General features: G+C 62.0%; 18 protein-coding genes and 1 tRNA gene. 13 read left to right on the plus strand and 6 right to left on the minus strand.

The window, feature by feature from the left end; genetic code table 11:
* Nucleotides 1-97 precede the first annotated feature (97 nt).
* From HFO71_RS03165 to HFO71_RS03190, 6 genes are all read left to right on the plus strand, one after another.
* On the plus strand, nucleotides 98-1,207 hold the full coding sequence (locus HFO71_RS03165) for an endonuclease/exonuclease/phosphatase family protein (RefSeq protein WP_221987520.1): 1,110 nt from the start codon (nucleotides 98-100) through the stop codon (nucleotides 1,205-1,207).
* Nucleotides 1,204-1,977: an NUDIX hydrolase gene (locus HFO71_RS03170; RefSeq protein ID WP_168258951.1), complete on the plus strand. Its 774-nt coding sequence runs from the start codon at nucleotides 1,204-1,206 to the stop codon at nucleotides 1,975-1,977. Before HFO71_RS03165 ends, HFO71_RS03170 begins: the two co-directional genes overlap by 4 nt.
* A gap of 165 nt (nucleotides 1,978-2,142) precedes the next feature.
* On the plus strand, nucleotides 2,143-3,054 hold the full coding sequence (locus HFO71_RS03175; protein WP_077978699.1) for a PhzF family phenazine biosynthesis protein: 912 nt from the start codon (nucleotides 2,143-2,145) through the stop codon (nucleotides 3,052-3,054).
* Nucleotides 3,055-3,381: 327 nt separating this feature from the next.
* Nucleotides 3,382-3,457, plus strand: a tRNA-Lys gene (locus tag HFO71_RS03180).
* A gap of 155 nt (nucleotides 3,458-3,612) precedes the next feature.
* Nucleotides 3,613-3,909: a hypothetical protein gene (locus HFO71_RS03185; protein WP_020050710.1), complete on the plus strand. Its 297-nt coding sequence runs from the start codon at nucleotides 3,613-3,615 to the stop codon at nucleotides 3,907-3,909.
* Nucleotides 3,910-4,113: 204 nt separating this feature from the next.
* Nucleotides 4,114-4,416 (plus strand): hypothetical protein, encoded by a 303-nt coding sequence (locus HFO71_RS03190; protein ID WP_168258952.1) that lies wholly within the window; start codon nucleotides 4,114-4,116, stop codon nucleotides 4,414-4,416.
* A 241-nt stretch (nucleotides 4,417-4,657) separates the two neighbouring features.
* Here HFO71_RS03190 and HFO71_RS03195 read toward each other — a convergent pair whose 3' ends face one another.
* The gene (locus HFO71_RS03195; protein WP_003541169.1) at nucleotides 4,658-4,966 is read right to left on the minus strand and encodes a hypothetical protein; all 309 of its coding nucleotides are present in this window, start codon (nucleotides 4,964-4,966) and stop codon (nucleotides 4,658-4,660) included.
* Between the two features lie 383 nt (nucleotides 4,967-5,349).
* Here HFO71_RS03195 and HFO71_RS03200 point away from each other — a divergent pair, with 383 nt between their 5' ends.
* Entirely contained in the window at nucleotides 5,350-6,165 is an 816-nt protein-coding gene (locus HFO71_RS03200; RefSeq protein WP_077978698.1) for a chromate resistance protein ChrB domain-containing protein, read from the plus strand.
* A 1-nt stretch (nucleotide 6,166) separates the two neighbouring features.
* Complete coding sequence (chrA, locus tag HFO71_RS03205; protein WP_206987774.1) at nucleotides 6,167-7,588, plus strand: chromate efflux transporter; 1,422 nt, start codon at nucleotides 6,167-6,169, stop codon at nucleotides 7,586-7,588.
* Nucleotides 7,589-7,601: 13 nt separating this feature from the next.
* On the opposite strand, the gene HFO71_RS03210 is transcribed toward chrA, so the two are convergent.
* Together HFO71_RS03210 and HFO71_RS03215 are read right to left on the minus strand one after the other, a co-directional pair.
* A complete protein-coding gene (locus HFO71_RS03210) occupies nucleotides 7,602-8,933 on the minus strand; it encodes a hemolysin family protein (protein ID WP_077978696.1) in 1,332 nt (443 codons plus the stop codon).
* 242 nt (nucleotides 8,934-9,175) lie between these two features.
* The gene (locus tag HFO71_RS03215; protein WP_012758163.1) at nucleotides 9,176-9,559 is read right to left on the minus strand and encodes a VOC family protein; all 384 of its coding nucleotides are present in this window, start codon (nucleotides 9,557-9,559) and stop codon (nucleotides 9,176-9,178) included.
* A 476-nt stretch (nucleotides 9,560-10,035) separates the two neighbouring features.
* Between HFO71_RS03215 and HFO71_RS03220 the strand changes: the two genes are divergently transcribed.
* Nucleotides 10,036-10,362, plus strand: coding sequence for an RcnB family protein (locus HFO71_RS03220; RefSeq protein ID WP_077978695.1), 327 nt, complete (start codon nucleotides 10,036-10,038; stop codon nucleotides 10,360-10,362).
* A 65-nt stretch (nucleotides 10,363-10,427) separates the two neighbouring features.
* Here HFO71_RS03220 and HFO71_RS35700 read toward each other — a convergent pair whose 3' ends face one another.
* From HFO71_RS35700 to HFO71_RS03230, 3 genes are all read right to left on the minus strand, one after another.
* A complete protein-coding gene (locus HFO71_RS35700) occupies nucleotides 10,428-10,613 on the minus strand; it encodes a hypothetical protein (protein ID WP_077978694.1) in 186 nt (61 codons plus the stop codon).
* Complete coding sequence (gene zigA, locus HFO71_RS03225; protein WP_168258954.1) at nucleotides 10,610-11,815, minus strand: zinc metallochaperone GTPase ZigA; 1,206 nt, start codon at nucleotides 11,813-11,815, stop codon at nucleotides 10,610-10,612. Before zigA ends, HFO71_RS35700 begins: the two co-directional genes overlap by 4 nt.
* A 144-nt stretch (nucleotides 11,816-11,959) precedes the next feature.
* Nucleotides 11,960-13,003: a zinc ABC transporter substrate-binding protein gene (locus HFO71_RS03230; RefSeq protein WP_168258955.1), complete on the minus strand. Its 1,044-nt coding sequence runs from the start codon at nucleotides 13,001-13,003 to the stop codon at nucleotides 11,960-11,962.
* 102 nt (nucleotides 13,004-13,105) lie between these two features.
* On the opposite strand from HFO71_RS03230, the gene znuC reads away from it, so the two are divergent.
* The 4 genes from znuC to HFO71_RS03250 all read left to right on the plus strand — a co-directional run bounded on the left by znuC (nucleotide 13,106) and on the right by HFO71_RS03250 (nucleotide 16,403).
* Entirely contained in the window at nucleotides 13,106-14,017 is a 912-nt protein-coding gene (gene znuC / locus HFO71_RS03235; RefSeq protein WP_221968221.1) for an ATP-binding cassette domain-containing protein, read from the plus strand.
* The gene (znuB, locus tag HFO71_RS03240; protein WP_131642994.1) at nucleotides 14,010-14,825 is read left to right on the plus strand and encodes a zinc ABC transporter permease subunit ZnuB; all 816 of its coding nucleotides are present in this window, start codon (nucleotides 14,010-14,012) and stop codon (nucleotides 14,823-14,825) included. Before znuC ends, znuB begins: the two co-directional genes overlap by 8 nt.
* A complete protein-coding gene (locus tag HFO71_RS03245) occupies nucleotides 14,822-15,220 on the plus strand; it encodes a Fur family transcriptional regulator (RefSeq protein ID WP_011652680.1) in 399 nt (132 codons plus the stop codon). The genes znuB and HFO71_RS03245 overlap by 4 nt, the downstream gene beginning before the upstream one ends.
* A gap of 334 nt (nucleotides 15,221-15,554) precedes the next feature.
* Nucleotides 15,555-16,403 (plus strand): hypothetical protein, encoded by an 849-nt coding sequence (locus HFO71_RS03250; protein ID WP_221987521.1) that lies wholly within the window; start codon nucleotides 15,555-15,557, stop codon nucleotides 16,401-16,403.
* Nucleotides 16,404-16,435 lie beyond the last annotated feature (32 nt).

Raw genomic sequence — 16,435 nt, forward strand, 5'->3', positions numbered from 1 at the left:
GCTTCGAAAGCCACGGCCATTCGCACTTTTCTTGCGGCATCCATCTTTTCCTCCTGCTTCTACTGGTTAAGGTACTGCCCGCAACCGGACTCATTCCATGTCGTTTCGCCTCGCCACCTTCAATGTCGAAAACCTGCTTACTCGTTTCGATTTCACCGGCTTCCGCAACCAGCTGCGCCAAGACCGCGTCATCAAGCTTTTCGAAGTGTCGAGCGAGGGCGTCTACCAGCAGCTCGAGCAGGCGCGGATAGTCGCCGCGACCGACGACACAAGGCAGATGACGGCGCTGGCTATCGCCGATGCGGATGCCGATATCCTCTGCCTGCAGGAAATCGACAACATGGCCGCCCTTCAGGCCTTCGAATACGGCTACCTCTTCCGCATGGTTGGAAACGGCTACCGGCAGAAATTCCTGGTCGAGGGCAATGACGGCCGCGGCATCGATGTTGCCGTCGTCATGCGCGAGGAAACGCGCGACGGCCAGAAGATCGAGCTGCGGGATATCAGAAGCCATGCGATGACGACCTATCGCGATCTCGATCTCTTCAATGAGGAGCTGATGCTCACCAACCGCATCGACGACAAGATCTTCAAGCGCGACTGCCTGGAGCTTGACCTTCTGATCGGCGGCCGGCCGTTTTCGCTCTACGTCGTGCATTTCAAGTCGATGGGCAATCCGCGCGACGGGCTGGACGGGCGGCAATCGACCATGCCGATCCGCCGCGCCGAGGCGCGCGCCGTGCGCCGCATCATCGAGGATCGCTTCAGTGCGGAGCAAGCCGGTACGAACAGCTTCGCCATCTGCGGAGACATGAACGATTATCAGGAGCGTGTCGATGTCATCGGCCGCCGGGGCACCGGCTATCGCTTCGAATATCAGAACGAGACCGAAAGCGCGCTCGACGTTTTCAGTCGCGACGGCTTTGCCGAAAATGTCGTGCGCCGCCGCGACCCCCTCGACCGCTGGACGCTTTATCACGCGCGCGGGCCACAGGAGCAGTGGCTTTGCCAACTCGACTATCTCTGGCTTTCGCCAGCACTTGCCGCCCATAATGCCGGCCGCCTGCCCGAAATCATCCGCAGCGGCCAGCCCTACCGCACCGTCTTCCCGCCGGGGCAGGAGGTGGAGCGTTATCCGCGCACCGGCTGGGACAGGCCGAAGGCGTCCGATCACTGCCCCGTCGTCATGACACTGGATCTCCCATGAATGCAAATTTGAACGCGAATTTCACCAACATCAATTTTTCCGATGATTTCGCCGGCTGGCCGCCGGAGGCGACGATCTTTCCGATTGCCGGCGTGGATCTGCGCATTCTGCCCGGTCCCCATCCCCTCGTCGCCGCCGAAGAAGCGGCGATCCGGGAGAACTGGGTCAGGGAGACCGCTGCCAATCCGGCGCTGTTCGACGGGCGCATGGTGTTCCAGCGGTTGGTATCGCTCGGTGAAGACGGGATTGCCGGCGAGGGCCACGTCATTCCCTTTTCCGCTTTCATGTGGTGGCGCCGGCAGCCGCAGCGCCAGGGCGGCATTCACATCTTCGCCTATCCGGTGCTCGAGACCTCCGACGGCGCACTGGTGGCGATCCGCATGGGCGCCCATACCGCCAATCCCGGCCAGGTCTATTTCGCCGCCGGCTCGCTGGAGCCGGAGGATATCGTCGAGGGGCGCTGCGACATCGAGGCGAACATGCGCCGCGAAGTCCACGAGGAGACCGGGCTCGATCTTGCCGAATCCGTCGCGGGTGAGGGGCTGTTCGCCACCCATAACAAGCGCACGGTGACGCTGCTGCGGCTATTCCGCTTCGACATGACGGCGGACGAGATGATCGAGCGGATCGAGCGGCATATGCTCGTCGCCGAGGATCAGGAGATCGCGGGTGCGGTGGCGATCCGCTCGGCCGATCCCTCCGCCCATGCCTATAACATCGCCATGTTGCCCGTGATCGACTGGTATTTCGGTAAGGCCGAGCGGAGTTGATGTATGCCGCCCAAAGCCATGTAGCGTTTCGGGATAACGACACGCATCACGTAAAGATCGAAAGCGCGTTGTGTGAATCCGGTTGACGTGACGCGTTTTAGCGCCTTGCACTCGCTCGCGTGGTCGGGCAGGTTGGCGGCGCGATGACGATTCAAGGAGGCCGATGTGGCGCGAAGCTACAGCGTCTATGACGTGTTCACCGATCGAAAGCTTGCGGGCAATCCGCTGGCGGTGATCTTCGACGGAGACGATCTCAGCGACGAGGCGATGCAGGCGATCACCCGGGAGATCAATCTCTCCGAAACGGTCTTCGTGCAGCCTTCGACCAATCCCGCCTATGCGGCGAAGCTCAGGATCTTCACGCCGGGGCGCGAACTGCCCTTTGCCGGCCATCCGACGGTCGGTACGGCGGTGGCGCTGGCCGAACGGGCGCATGGTGCTGCTACGCGCGATCTTGTCTCGGTGCTCGAGGAAAATGTCGGGCCGGTGCGCTGCGCGGTGCGGCTGAGAGAGGGGGAGGCGAGTTTTGCCGAATTCGACCTGCCGCGCAAATCGCAGCCGGCCATCATGCCGCTCGACAAGCTCGGCATCGCCGATGCGCTATCGCTGAAGGTGACCGAGATCGGCTTCGAAAATCATGTGCCCTCCGTCTGGAGCGCCGGCGTTCCCTTCCTGCTCATTCCGGTGCACGATGTCGGAGCCACGCAGCGGGTGGAATTCGATCCGCAACTCTGGGAAAAAATCGTGCCCTTCGTCGATGGCGCGCTTGCCTCGGCCTATGTCTATTGCCGCGGCGGCGTCAACCACGTGGCGAAGTTCCATGCGCGCATGTTCGCAAGCGGCATGGGCATCGCCGAAGATCCGGCCACCGGCTCGGCGGCGGCCGCACTCTCCGGTGCGATCCACCATTTCGACCGGCTGACGGACGGGCATCACCCGATCATGATCGAGCAGGGCGTCGAGATGGGCCGGCCGTCCTTCATCCACCTGCATATCGATGTCGACGGCGGGACAATCTCTAACGCGCGGATCGGCGGCCAGGCAGTGCGGCTGGCCAGCGGCACGCTCGACCTTTGATTTCGTTAAAGCGCGTCGCGTCAATCCGGATTCATGCGACGCGCTTTAAGTCTTTGTTTTATGCAAGTCGTTATCCCAAAACCGCTGCGCACTTTTGGGCGACATGTATTGGAGCGCCGCGCCCAAGGACGCGCTAAGCGACGCTCTATCACTTTGAATCTGCGCATAATCCTTTCCGAAAATCGATTCCGATTTTCGGGGTAATGGGCTGCATTTCAGCCAAACCGAAAAATCTTCGCGATTAACCAAAGAAATTTCGGCTATGCGCTGGACAAGGCTGCCGATCCTGTTTATACGCCCCGTCACACCGCGCAGCCAAGCGCGAACGGGTGATTAGCTCAGTTGGTAGAGCAGCTGACTCTTAATCAGCGGGTCGTAGGTTCGAGCCCTACATCACCCACCAAATTTCTTGAAAACATTGATATATTCGAATTCAGGCCGGATTTTCCGGCCTGCCGGAAACTGTTCTCGAAGCGAGCGGCATGGTTCGCGCTCTCCGCGGGACTGGCCGCGTCGGTCCGTGCGCCCTATCTCCCTCTCGCGTATCGGGAGGGGGCTATGAGAAGCGTTATTTTTGCCGTCGCATTGTCTCTGCCGTTGCCTGCCTTTGCCGCAGGCGTCATGAACGTCAAAGCGAGCGAGCATAGCTGCAGTGAGCTTACGCAGATCATCCGCCAGAACAAAAAGGTCTTTGTCCGCGTCGGTTTCGGCGGCCGCAGTTTCCGCTATCCGCCCGCCCAATGCAGCATGGGCGATAAGCGCACCACGACCAGTTTGCGCGATGCGCTGGGAAAGCAGTGCATCCTTGACTATTCCTGCGTCTTCGACCCTGCGTCGCCCTATAACTTTCCCTAGCGCATCGCGCTTTCCGAAAATCGTTCTTTGTGTGTCCCTCAATCGCCGCCGCTCAGTTTCATGCCTGCGAGCCAGAGGCCTGCGACGATGAAAAACGAGAGGTAAAAAGGCAGAGCTGTGCTCAGTGTATAATTGCGGCGGTTCCCGCACTGGCGGCACGCGGTGCGATGCCCTACCTTCGCTCTCTCTCATTCAGGAGTTTCCGTGAAAAGCGTTGTTCTGGCCGTCGCACTGTTGTTTCCGTCCGTCGCTCTTGCCGCGGAGGCGGTGGAGGTCAATGCCAGGGATCACAATTGCGAAGAGCTTGCGCAGATCATCCGCAAGGACAAGGCGGTTTTTGTGCGCATGGGCTTTGGCGGCCGCAGCTTCCGTTATCCGCCGGCCAGATGCAATCTCGGCGACAAGTACGACACCGCGAGGGTGAGGGATGCCAATGGCAAGCTTTGCCTCCTCGCCTACGAGTGCGTGTACGATCCGCAGTCCTTCTATAATAGGATTCCCAAATAATATCCTGATCCAGGCGTTGCCAGTAGCCTGTTCGGTATGGATGACGAGGTCAAGAAAAAAGGCCGGGCGAAACTCGCACCGACCTTCCTCGATCAGTCTCGATAACGGCTGCCAGTACGTCCGTGGTCAGCCGTCAGAGACAGATTTAGTATCCCTTAAATAGGGTTTGCTTAAAAATCCTCAAGAGCTCGCAGCCGAGAGGAAGCCGGCACTGGGTCGGCTTCTTCTGACCGGGCAGCGATTACTGCTGTGCAGGGGCAGCCGGCGGGGTGGCCGGTGCTGGTGCCGGTGCAGGCGTTGCGCTGTTGTCGGTCGGAGCGATCGGCTTGGCCGGCGCCGGCTCTGATTGGGTCGTGGAGGCTGTCGTGTCCGGGGATGTGCCGGGGGTGCTCCACTGCGAATAGGCGAATGCAGCGACAGCGATCACGGCCAATGCAGCGACCCAGACAACCCACGTATTACTGCTGCGCGCGCTCGGCGTGGTGCGCAGATCCAGATTTGGGTTCAGCGGGCGGTTCGGGTCGTTGGCATTATTGGGGTCGTACGTCATGGTACTTTCTCCTCTTTCGGTGACAGAAGAATGCCGAAGTGGGCATTTTGTTCCGTTCTGGGCCGAAGCGCTTGTGCTGATTGGGTTTTCGTACTCATTATTCTCGCTTTACTGGCGCTCCGCGCATTCGCGGGCTTTGTCGCTCACACCCCTTGCTCATCTGCTTGGGGACGACCAGCAGGGACCCGGCAGTAGAGCTGCCGGCTGATCGGGTGCGTTGGTGGATGGCAGCCCGCCGGTGCGGACGGCAGCCGCCTGGGCGCAATGCGCTTGACACCACGGGGTCTGTTTGCGAATGATTTCTGCATGGGGTCGCGATCACCCCACGAGGCGTCATGCTGAAGAATCGCGTCCAGTAAAACCGATCAACGGAGGGACGCGTCATGCCGTCATTTCTAGAAATCTCACCTGAAAAGCTCAGCCGTCTCATCGGGACACCTGGGGCTCCCATGATTATCGACGTGCGCACGGAGGAGGACTTCGCGCTCGATCCGCGCCTGGTGCCGGGCTCGATCCGGCGCGCCCATGCCGGCGTCGCGTCTTGGGTTGGCAGTGTCGATGCCGAAGCCGTGGTCGTAGTATGCCAGAGAGGCGGCAAGCTCAGTCATGGTGTTGCCGCCTATCTCCGCCATGCCGGGCTCGACGCGGAAAGCCTCGAAGGTGGCTTCGAGGCGTGGATCGCGGGCGGACCGGCCGTGCCCGATGCAAAGCTGCCGCAACGCGACGCTGAAGAGCGCACCGTCTGGGTGACGCGCGCACGGCCGAAGATCGATCGTATCGCTTGTCCTTGGTTGATCCGGCGCTTCGTCGATCCGAACGCCGTGTTCCTGTTCGTGCCGGCGCCTGACGTTTTAGCCGTCAGCGAGCGCTTCGCGGCGACGCCCTTCGATATCGAAGACGTGTTCTGGAGCCATCGCGGCGAATTATGCACTTTCGACGTCATGATCGAAGAGTTCGGGCTAGCGTCGGAACCGCTTCTGCGCCTGGCGCGGATCGTCAGGGCGGCGGATACCGCAAGGCTCGATCTTGCCCCCGAGGCGGCGGGCCTGCTTGCGGCGTCGCTCGGCCTCTCCAGAATGTATTCCGACGATCTGGAGCAACTCGAGGCGGGGATGCTTCTCTACGACGCTTTTTTCCGCTGGTGCCGCGACGCAACCGAGGAAACCCACAACTGGCCCGCTCCAAAGAAGAGGGCATGAGATGGTCGAGATGACAGGAAATGCGTCCGCCGGCGAGATGGTGGAAAAAGACACAGGCAAGGAACATAATCACGGCGTCGCGTTTGGCGAGGCTTTCCGGGTCTGGCTGCGGATCGCTGCATTGAGTTTCGGCGGCCCGGCCGGCCAGATTGCCGTCATGCACCGCATCATCGTCGACGAGAAGCGATGGATCGGTGAGCATCGTTTCCTGCACGCGCTGAACTATTGCATGCTGCTTCCCGGCCCCGAGGCGCAGCAGCTCGCCATCTATATCGGCTGGTTGATGCACCGGACTGTGGGTGGTCTCGTTGCCGGCATTCTGTTCGTGCTGCCGGGATTTCTGTCGATTCTCGGTCTCAGCTACATCTATGCCGCCTTTGGCAACGTCGCCATCGTCGCCGGCCTATTCTTCGGGCTGAAGGCGGCGGTGCTCGCTGTCGTCGTGCAGGCCGTCATTCGCATCGGCAGCCGCGCGCTCAAGAATCGCGTCATGGTCAGTATCGCGGCCGCGGCCTTCATCGCCATCTTCTTTCTCCATGTCCCGTTCCCGCTGATCGTACTTGCCGCCGGCATTATCGGTTTTTTCGGCGGCCGGGCCGGGATCGCCGCCTTCAGGACTGGTGGCGGACACAAGGCGGGCAGCGGGGCGGTGTTGTCGGATGCCGATTCAGTGCTGGGCGAGGACATACCGGCGCATGCTCGTCCAAACCTCGCTTGGTCGTTGCGCATGTCGAGCGTGTTGCTTGCCCTCTGGCTCGTCCCGGTCGCCGGGCTCTATGCATTCGTCGGGCCGGACAGCGTCTTTGCCGAAATCGGTCTGTTCTTCAGCAAGATGGCCGTCGTCACCTTCGGCGGGGCCTATGCCGTGCTTGCCTATGTCGCACAGGAGGCCGTGCAGCATTTCGGCTGGCTGAAACCCGGCGAGATGCTAGATGGTCTCGGCATGGCCGAGACGACGCCGGGACCGCTGATCATGGTCGTGCAGTTCGTCGGCTTCATGGGCGCCTACCGCGATCCCGGATCGCTGGATCCCATGTTAGCCGCCACGCTGGCGGCGATGCTGACGACGTGGGTCACCTTCGTGCCCTGTTTTCTCTGGATCTTCCTCGGTGCGCCGTTCATCGAAAAACTGCGCGGCAACATCGCGCTCGCCGGCGCGATGTCGGCCATAACAGCGGCGGTGGTTGGGGTCATCCTCAACCTCGCGATCTGGTTTGCCCTGCACACGCTGTTTGCCGAGGTTGCGACCGTCCAGCTTGGCGGCTTGCGGCTCGATATTCCCGTGCTGCAATCGGCCGTGCCGGCGGCAATGGCGCTGTCTGCCGCCGCGGCGATAGCGATCTTCCGCTTCAAGGCTTCCGTCATCGCGACGCTGCTAGCCTGCGCAGCCGCGGGAATGCTCTGGACGCTGGCGGTGAACTAGAGCATTTCCGGCTTTAGGCCTCCGCCCCATCCATGGAAATGCGCGTCGCGAGCATCTTGTCGATGCGCATGCCGTCCATGTCGAGCACCTCGAAGCGCCAGTTGTCGAAGACAAAGGTTTCGCCAGCTTCGGGGATGTGCTGAAGTTGATGCAGCGCGAAGCCCGCCAGCGTATGGAAATCGGCATCCGGACGATCGCGCAGGCCTAGCCGTTCGAAGGCGTCGAAGGCCGGCATCATCGCATCGATCAACAGCGACCCGTCTTCCCTGACGACGATATCGGGCTCTTCGTTGGACCCCGGCAGATCGCCGGCGATGGCTTCGAGCAGGTCTGTCTGGGTGACGATGCCTTCGAGACTGCCATATTCGTCGATGACGATCGCGAGGCGAACGGGTGAGGCCTTGAAACTGTCGAGCACGCGGACGACCGAGGTGCCCTCATGCAGCACCAGCGGCTGCTTGATCACCTCCATCGGCCGGACCTTGCCGCCGTCGAGAACCTGATCGAGAAGGTCCTTCTTCAACACCATGCCGATTGGCTCGTCGATCGAGCCCCTGGCGACCAGCAATTGTTCGTGGCTGCATTCGCGGATGGTCTTCAGGATTTCAGCCTCGCTGTCGTCGGCGTCGAACCATTCGATATCGAGACGCGGCGTCATGATGTCGGAGATCGGCCTGTCGCCGATGTTGAAAACCCGCTCGACGAGCTGCTGCTGCACCTGGTTGAGAAGGCCCGCCTCCTGGCTCTCGGCAACGAGCAGCTTGAGCTCCTGCGGCGAATGGAACGACGATTCCCCGGTTCCGGCGCGAAGACCGACGCCTCGCAGCACCATGTTGCCCATGCCGTTCAGGACAAAGATCGCCGGCTTGAACAGCACCAGGAACAGACCGAGCGGGCGCACCACGGCAAGCGAAGTGGCCTCGCTGCGCTGAAGTGCCAGGCTCTTCGGCGCGAGCTCGCCGAGCACGATATGCAGCGCCGTGATGATGACGAAGGCGATGACGACGGCAACAGTATGCGCGCCCGCCGTCGCCCATTGCCCGGGCAGCCAGGACAGCAGCGGCTCGATCAGGTGGGCAAGCGCCGGTTCTCCAACCCAGCCGAGGGCGAGCGACGAGATGGTGATGCCGAGCTGGGTGGCTGCAAGGTTGGAGTCGAGATTGTCGACGGCGCGCTGAAGTGCCGAGGCGTTCATGCGGCCTGCCGCAGCGAGTTCGGCGACGCGGCTACGCCTGACCGACACCAGGGCGAATTCGGCGGCAACGAAGAAGCCATTGGCGGCGACAAGAAGAAACACGGCTAGTATCCCAACATAGTCGGAGAGCCCGCCGGCGGAATCGGACATGTTTTCCCTGCCTTCGAATTGATGGGAATCCGAAACTACACGCTCGCACACCGGTGGCAAGGCGTTCCGGCTAGTCCTGGGGCGAGAGATGCCGAAGCCGGGCTGCGTAATCGGAAATACTGCGTCGGTTTGCTATGCTGGCCGCAAAATGCGTGGCAAACCGCATGACCTGGATCATACGTGCGGTTCATCGATGCGAAGCGTAAAACGCGTGGTGAACCGCATTACCGACGTCGCCTCGTTCACCTCTTGGGCGCTTCGAAGAGTTCGATCGGGTTTCCGGCCGGATCATCGAGCAGGATCTGCTTGCCGCCGATGCCCTGCACGATCTCGTTGCGGAAGCGCGCACCGGCTTGGCGCAGTGCGGTGACTTTCGCCTCCAGATCTCCGACCTCGATCTGGATACGATTCCATCCGCCAGGCTCCGGTTTTCGCCCGTCGGGCATTGCTTGAGATGCTCCGCCCGGTCCCGTCATACCGCTGACGAACAGACGAAACCCGTCCCTGGTCAGGATGGCGAAACTCGGTGCGGGACGAAGCGCGACGGAGAAGCCGAGATGTCTCGTGTAGAATTCCACCGCGGCGTCGACGTCGTCGACGATATAGCGCATGCTGATACCGGGCATGTTTTCCTCCATTGTTGTCTTGGTCTGATCGTCCCCTCACCAGATATGCAGAATTCCTCCTGTGCCCAAGATACGTCGCTTCGAAACTCGATTATGCGCCCGTTTCAAGTTTTTTTTAGCATCTCGTTATGCCAAATCGCTGAGCACCTGCCGCCGCCAGCAGCAGGACATCCCTCCACGACGGCGCCTTCCAGGCGATGAGCACTGGCGGCGTCGCCCAACCTCATCCTCAGATGCTCCGCAAATATCTTTTCTTCCGTCATGCTTTGAGGTGCTGCCAAAGGACGAAACTGGCCGGCGGCGCCGATGCCTCGTCTATGGCGACGAAATATTCGTCACAGTGCATAAGTTTAATCTAAAATATAAACGTCTTCCCCTAGCTATTGGATTTCATTACAAAAGTTTAATTTTTATTTCAGTTTCGGTTCATCTTTTCGGCCCTAGTTTGGTCTCGTGCCCAACATGAGGAACCCCACATGAAAAAGATTTTTGCAGCTCTTCTTTCCGCTTCCTTCCTTCTTGCCCCGATGGTTGTTTCCCAGGCCAGCGCCGACGATTATCGCCGTCCGCCTGTCGTCGTGCAGAAGAAGGTGGTCGTCAAGAAGACGGTCGTCCGGTCGCATTGGAAAAAGGGATACCGCGTCAATGCCAGCGAGCGTCGCCGGTTCTCCGATGTCAACGACTACCGCCGCTACCGTCTCGCGCCTCCGCCGCGCGGGTATCGCTGGGTGCGGGCCGATAACGATTACCTGCTGATCGGCGTCACCAGCGGCGTCATCTCCAGCATTATTGCCGGTCGCTGATCGGCGGATGGATGAGAAGAGGGCGGCTTCGGCCGCCCTCTTCGTTTGCCGGCAGGCGAATCTCGTCAGGAGGGCGTCCTGAATGGAACTATGCGTTCGGCGAGGCTTCGGAACAGGCCGCCGGATCGTCGTTGCCGATCGGACCGTTCGCCTGTTGCCTCGACGGTTTCGGGATGAAGCCCTTCGATCGGCGGCAGCGGTTCGCATTCGGTACAGACGCAAAGAGTGCGTTTGATTGCCTTCGCCGTCATGCCGCCTGCCTGTTCCAGCTGGCAAAAGGATCGGGCAGGTTGCGCCAGCGCTCCGGAGCAAACACCGTGCTGTCGACCAGACAGGCGTCGAGTTCCTTCCTGATCCAGGCTTCGTCCATCGGATCGGCGCCGATGAAGACGATTTCCTGGCGCCGGTCGCCCCAGACGGGGTCGAGATAGGGGCCGATGGCGCGCATGAAGGCCGGCTCCTCAGGCCATTGTTCGCGGGGTAGGGCCGCCCACCAGAGACCCATCTTGCCGGTGCGCACGATCGCGCCCGCCTGGCTGATCTCGCCGACATGGTGCGGGCGCGTCGCCAGCCAGAAGAAGCCCTTGGCGCGCACCACGCCTGGCCAAGTCCGATCGAGGAAGGCCTGCAGCTTTGCCGGATGGAAGGGCCGCTTCTCGCGATAGACGAAGGAGCGAATGCCATATTCCTCGGTCTCCGGCACGTGATCGCGGAAACCGTGCAGTTCCTTGTACCAGAGCGGATGGGTTTCGGCCTTGTCGATATCGAAGCGGCCAGTGCCGAGCACGTCTTTCAGGACGATCTTGCCGAAATCCGCCTCGATCAGCTTCGCATCCGGGTTGAGGCCGGTGATGATCTTGCGCGCGGCGTCGCGCTCTTCCTTGGTTGCCGTGCCGATCTTGTTCAGCACCACGACGTCGGCGAATTCGATCTGTTCGACCAGCAGGTCGACGATGGTTCTGTTGTCGCCGTCGCCGGCCGTTTCTCCGCGGTCGGCGAGGAAATCGGCCGAGGCATAATCGGCAAGAAGATTGGCGGCGTCGACGACGGTTACCATGGTGTCGAGCCTTGCGACGTCGGAAAGGCTTTGGCCATTCTCGTCGCGAAATTCGAAGGTGGTGGCAACGGGCAGGGGCTCAGCGATGCCGGTCGATTCGATCAAGAGGTAGTCGAAGCGGCCCTGATCGGCGAGCTGGCGCACCTCCTTCAGCAGATCGTCGCGCAGCGTGCAGCAGATGCAGCCATTGGTCATCTCGACGAGCAGTTCCTCGGTGCGGGAGAGATTGGCGCCGCCGTCGCGCACCAGGGCGGCATCGATATTCACCTCGCTCATGTCGTTGACGATAACCGCGACGCGTAAGCCTTCGCGATTGGTCAGCACATGGTTGAGCAGCGTCGTCTTGCCGGCGCCGAGGAAGCCTGAAAGCACCGTAACGGGAAGTCTGTTGTTCATGGGAACCTCATCAGAGTCTTATTAATGTTATATCATTACATCTGAGGGGCCGAAAAAAGGCGGAACGGGGTTGTCCGCCTTTCCGCCTCAGCTCTCCGTGGAGCGTCGCGTGTCCGGCAGGACGCGCGGAGCGGCGCATGAGAGTCATGCGCCGGAGAGGCAGTCCTTCATGTTGTTGGCGATGCCGCGCATGAGGTTGAAGTAGAGATCGGGACCGGCCTTCAGTGTTGCCGCTTCGGGATCAAGCACGCCTGACTTGGCGCGCGTGCCTTCGATGACGACATTGACGAGGCGCGGCTCGAACTGCGGTTCGGCAAAGACGCAGGTGGCGCCGAGTTCGCCGACCTTGCGGTGGATTTCCGAGACGCGCTCGGCGCCGGGAATGGTTTCCGGGCTGACGGTGATCGAGCCGGAGACGCGGATGCCGTAGCGGTGCTCGAAATACTGGTAGGCGTCGTGGAAGACGATGAAGGGCTTGTCCTTGACGGGAGCGACCATGCCCTTGATCTCGGTATCGAGCGCATCCAGCTTGTCGTCCAGCGCCTTGGCGTTGCCCTGATAGGTCAGAGCATTGGCGGGATCGGCGGCGACCAACGTCGTGGTGATCATGGTCGCCATGGCCTTGGCATTCATCGGGTCGAGCCAGAGATGGGTGTCGAATGCGCCGTGGTCGTGATCGTCGTGCCCGTGGTCATGATCAGCTTCAGCGCCATGCGCGGCTTCGGCCTCATGATGACCGGAAGCACTATCGTGCTCGGGGGCATCATCATGCGCTTCGAAGGCGCCGCCTTCTCGGAAGGGCAGCTTGACCAGGCCGGGGGCGTCGTCGAGCGCGGCGATGCTGGCATCCGAACCCAGCGCCTGCAGCGGCTTTTCGAGAAAGGCCTCGAGGCCGGGGCCGACCCAGAAGATCACCTTGGCATCCTGCAGGGCGCGGGCATTGGAGGGCTTCAGATTGTAGGTATGCGGGGAGGCGGCGCCATCGACGATCAATTCAGGTTCGCCGACACCCTGCATGATCGCCGAAACCAGCGAATGGATCGGCTTGATCGAGGTGACGACGACGGGTGCATCGGCTGCTCGCATGGTGCCGGAAAAGAGCAGGGTGGGGATCGCCAGGACCGGGATTGCGAGGGCCGGCATTCTGAGGGCCGAGATTTTGAGGGCAGGCCCCAAGGCGCGTTTCATCAATATGCTCCGCTTGAATTGCGATTGTTATGTTATTACATCAATTGCGTTATGCTATAACGTGTGCAATAGCAGGACGCAACAGCACTTTCGGAAAATTTGATGCTCTCTCCCGCAAAGACCCCCGCTGGTATCAGGGCCGAACCGCTGGTTTCCCTTGAAGATGTCGGCATTCTGCGCAACGGCCGCTGGCTGGTGCGCGGTGTCGATTTTTCCGTCTCGCGCGGCGAGATCGTCACGCTGATCGGGCCGAACGGCTCGGGCAAGTCGACCAGCGCCAAGGCGGCGATCGGTGTGTTGAAGCCTGATGAGGGCAGGGTGGAGCGCAAAGCCGGCCTCAAGGTCGGCTATGTCCCGCAGAAGCTGTCGATCGACTGGACACTGCCGCTTTCGGTACGCCGGCTGATGACGCTGACAGGACCGCTGCCTGAGTGCGATATGCTCTCGGCGCTCGAATCAGCCGGCATCGCCCATATGCTCGATGCCGAGGTCCAGCACCTCTCCGGCGGCGAATTCCAGCGGGCGCTGATGGCCCGGGCGATTGCCCGCAAGCCCGATCTGCTGGTCCTCGACGAGCCGGTGCAGGGGGTCGATTTTTCCGGCGAGATCGCCCTCTACGACCTCATCAAGTCGATCCGCAATGCGACGGGCTGCGGCATCCTGCTGATCTCGCACGACCTGCATGTCGTCATGGCCGAAACCGACACGGTCATTTGCCTCAACGGACATGTCTGCTGCCGTGGCACGCCTGAATCCGTCAGCCGCAGCCCGGAATATGTGCGCCTGTTCGGCAGCCGGGCGGCGCAGACGCTGGCCGTCTACAGCCATCACCATGATCATACGCACTTGCCGGACGGCCGGGTGCAACATGCCGACGGCTCCGTCACCGATCATTGCCACCCCGACGACGGCCATCACGCGGATGAGCATGGGCATGCCGGTCATGAACATGATCACGATCATCCTGACCATGCCCATCCGCACGCGCATGAAGCGGGAGAGCGCCATGCTTGACGATTTCTTCGTGCGCGCCATCCTTGCCGGCGTCGGCCTGGCGCTGACGACGGGGCCGCTCGGCTGCTTCATCATCTGGCGGCGCATGGCCTATTTCGGCGATACGATCGCCCATTCGGCGCTGCTCGGCGTCGCACTGTCACTGCTTTTCGAACTCAACCTGACACTGGCTGTCTTTGCCGTTGCCGCCCTCGTGTCGGTGCTGCTGCTCTTCCTGCAGAAGCGCCAGGCGCTGTCGGCCGATGCGCTGCTCGGCATCCTCTCGCATGCGACACTGGCGATCGGCCTCGTCATGGTCGCCTTCATGAGCTGGGTGCGGATCGATCTCATCGCCTTCCTGTTCGGCGATATTCTTGCCGTTTCCACCACCGACATCGCACTGATCTGGGGCGGCGGGCTGTTCGTGCTCGTGGCAATGGCCTGGCTCTGGCGACCGCTCTTGGCTGCGACCGTCAATGCCGAGCTCGCCGAGGCCGAGGGGCTGAAGCCGGAGCGGGCGCGGCTGTTCTTCATGCTGCTGATGGCCGTCGTCATTGCCATTGCCATGAAGATCGTCGGCATCATGCTGATCACCTCGCTGCTGATCATACCGGCGGCTGCGGCGCGGCGCTTCTCGCCGACGCCGGAGATCATGGCAGTGCTCGCCTCGCTGATCGGGGCGGCGGCCGTCGTTGGCGGTCTGTTCGGCTCGCTCACCTACGATACGCCCTCCGGCCCCTCGATCGTGGTCGCGGCGCTGATCCTCTTCATGCTCAGCCTGCTTCCCGTCAGGCGACACCGCGCGGTCATGCAAGGACAAGGCTCATGACGACACCGCAATTGACCAAGAACCAGTCGCTGGTCTTCGATGTGCTCGAAAAGGCCGAAGGGCCGCTCAGCGCCTATACCATTCTCGACAAGCTGCGCGACCACGGTTTTCGCGCGCCCCTGCAGGTCTACCGGGCGCTGGAGAAGCTGCTCGAATATGGCGTGGTGCACCGGCTCGAAAGCATCAACTCCTTCGTCGCCTGCGCCCATCCGGGCGACGACTGCCACAGTCACGGCATCGTCGCCTTCGCCATTTGCGAAAGCTGCGGCCAGGTGACGGAGTTCCACGACCACGAGGTCGACCACCGACTGATGGAATGGGTGCGCGGGCAGAAGTTCAAGCCTGAAAAGACGACGATCGAGATCCGCGGATTATGCGAGGCCTGCGCGGCGTAAGCTTCTTCGCATTCGCTAGACGATCGCCTCGCGCTCACTAAAGGGGTCGTCGTCATCAAAGTCGCGGGCGCGGATTTGGTCGTTCCCCCTTTTCGCCGGCTTCTTTGCATTCTTACGGTATCGTATTCCGTTTTCACGGATGCCGCTCGGCGTCGACGGCCATATCTGTTGGGACATGAGCTGCCAAGGTGCTCGCTGGAAGCGATGCTATAGCCCACATGGGCGACCGCGATGGCTGAGCCCGCAGGGGTCCCGGACTGTATTAGACGCCCATTGATACACAAAGCGGCGATCAAAAAGGTGAGGCCGGTTACCCGGCCTCACGTCCATTTTCATGTCGCCGATCAAGTTAGTTCGGTTTAGATTCCGACCCGCCCTTGCCCGAACCGTTATTGCCACCGTTGTCGCCGCCGCCGCCATTGTCGCCGCCATGGCCGCCACCGTTGCCGCCGCCATTGTCGCCACCATTGCCGCCGCCGTTGCCGCCACCGTTGCCGCCGCCGTTGCCGCCACCATGGCCGCCGCCGTTGCCGCCACCATTGCCGCCGCCGTTGCCGCCACCGTTGCCGCCGCCGTTGCCGCCACCATGGCCGCCGCCGTTGCCGCCGCCGTTGCCGCCACCATTGCCGCCGCCGTTGCCGCCACCGTTGCCGCCGCCGTTGCCGCCACCGTTGCCGCCGCCATTGCCACCGCCGTTGCCGCCACCATGGCCGCCATTGCCGCCACCATGGCCGCCGCCGTTGCCGCCACCATGGCCGCCGCCGTTGCCGCCACCATGGCCGCCGCCGTTGCCGCCACCATGGCCGCCGCCGTTGCCGCCACCATGGCCGCCGCCATTGCCGCCACCATGGCCGCCACCATTGCCGCCACCGTTGCCGCCACCATGGCCGCCGCCGTTGCCGCCACTATGGCCGCCGCCGTTGCCGCCGCCATTGCCGCCACCGTTGCCGCCGCCGTTGTCGCCACCGTTGCCGCCGCCGTTGCCGCCGCCGTTGCCGCCGCCGTTGTCGCCGCCGTTGTCGCCACCGTTGCCGCCACCGTTGCCGCCGCCGCTATTCCCGTTGCTGGCGACGGAGGCGGTGCTGGACGTCTTCTGGCTGCCGCCAATGTCTCGGCTGCCGCGATCCTTATCGTTCGGACTAAACTTGCTATCGGCACGAATTGCTTTGGTCGGCATGCATAGTCTGTATTCGAGTGTGCCGCGAACTGCGGCCT

It is taken from the genome of Rhizobium laguerreae, from assembly GCF_019778565.1.
Lineage (GTDB): Bacteria > Pseudomonadota > Alphaproteobacteria > Rhizobiales > Rhizobiaceae > Rhizobium > Rhizobium laguerreae.

What these genes read in the sequence shown, in the direction of transcription:
- HFO71_RS03165 (WP_221987520.1), top strand. Translation starts at nt 98, where the DNA reads ATGTCGTTTCGCCTCGCCACCTTCAATGTCGAAAACCTGCTTACTCGT.
- HFO71_RS03170 (WP_168258951.1), top strand. Translation starts at nt 1,204, where the DNA reads ATGAATGCAAATTTGAACGCGAATTTCACCAACATCAATTTTTCCGAT.
- HFO71_RS03185 (WP_020050710.1), top strand. Translation starts at nt 3,613, where the DNA reads ATGAGAAGCGTTATTTTTGCCGTCGCATTGTCTCTGCCGTTGCCTGCC.
- HFO71_RS03195 (WP_003541169.1), bottom strand. Translation starts at nt 4,966, where the DNA reads ATGACGTACGACCCCAATAATGCCAACGACCCGAACCGCCCGCTGAAC.
- HFO71_RS03200 (WP_077978698.1), top strand. Translation starts at nt 5,350, where the DNA reads ATGCCGTCATTTCTAGAAATCTCACCTGAAAAGCTCAGCCGTCTCATC.
- chrA (WP_206987774.1), top strand. Translation starts at nt 6,167, where the DNA reads ATGGTCGAGATGACAGGAAATGCGTCCGCCGGCGAGATGGTGGAAAAA.
- HFO71_RS03210 (WP_077978696.1), bottom strand. Translation starts at nt 8,933, where the DNA reads ATGTCCGATTCCGCCGGCGGGCTCTCCGACTATGTTGGGATACTAGCC.
- HFO71_RS03215 (WP_012758163.1), bottom strand. Translation starts at nt 9,559, where the DNA reads ATGCCCGGTATCAGCATGCGCTATATCGTCGACGACGTCGACGCCGCG.
- HFO71_RS03220 (WP_077978695.1), top strand. Translation starts at nt 10,036, where the DNA reads ATGAAAAAGATTTTTGCAGCTCTTCTTTCCGCTTCCTTCCTTCTTGCC.
- HFO71_RS35700 (WP_077978694.1), bottom strand. Translation starts at nt 10,613, where the DNA reads ATGACGGCGAAGGCAATCAAACGCACTCTTTGCGTCTGTACCGAATGC.
- zigA (WP_168258954.1), bottom strand. Translation starts at nt 11,815, where the DNA reads ATGAACAACAGACTTCCCGTTACGGTGCTTTCAGGCTTCCTCGGCGCC.
- HFO71_RS03230 (WP_168258955.1), bottom strand. Translation starts at nt 13,003, where the DNA reads ATGAAACGCGCCTTGGGGCCTGCCCTCAAAATCTCGGCCCTCAGAATG.
- znuC (WP_221968221.1), top strand. Translation starts at nt 13,106, where the DNA reads ATGCTCTCTCCCGCAAAGACCCCCGCTGGTATCAGGGCCGAACCGCTG.
- znuB (WP_131642994.1), top strand. Translation starts at nt 14,010, where the DNA reads ATGCTTGACGATTTCTTCGTGCGCGCCATCCTTGCCGGCGTCGGCCTG.
- HFO71_RS03245 (WP_011652680.1), top strand. Translation starts at nt 14,822, where the DNA reads ATGACGACACCGCAATTGACCAAGAACCAGTCGCTGGTCTTCGATGTG.
- HFO71_RS03250 (WP_221987521.1), top strand. Translation starts at nt 15,555, where the DNA reads ATGTCGCCGATCAAGTTAGTTCGGTTTAGATTCCGACCCGCCCTTGCC.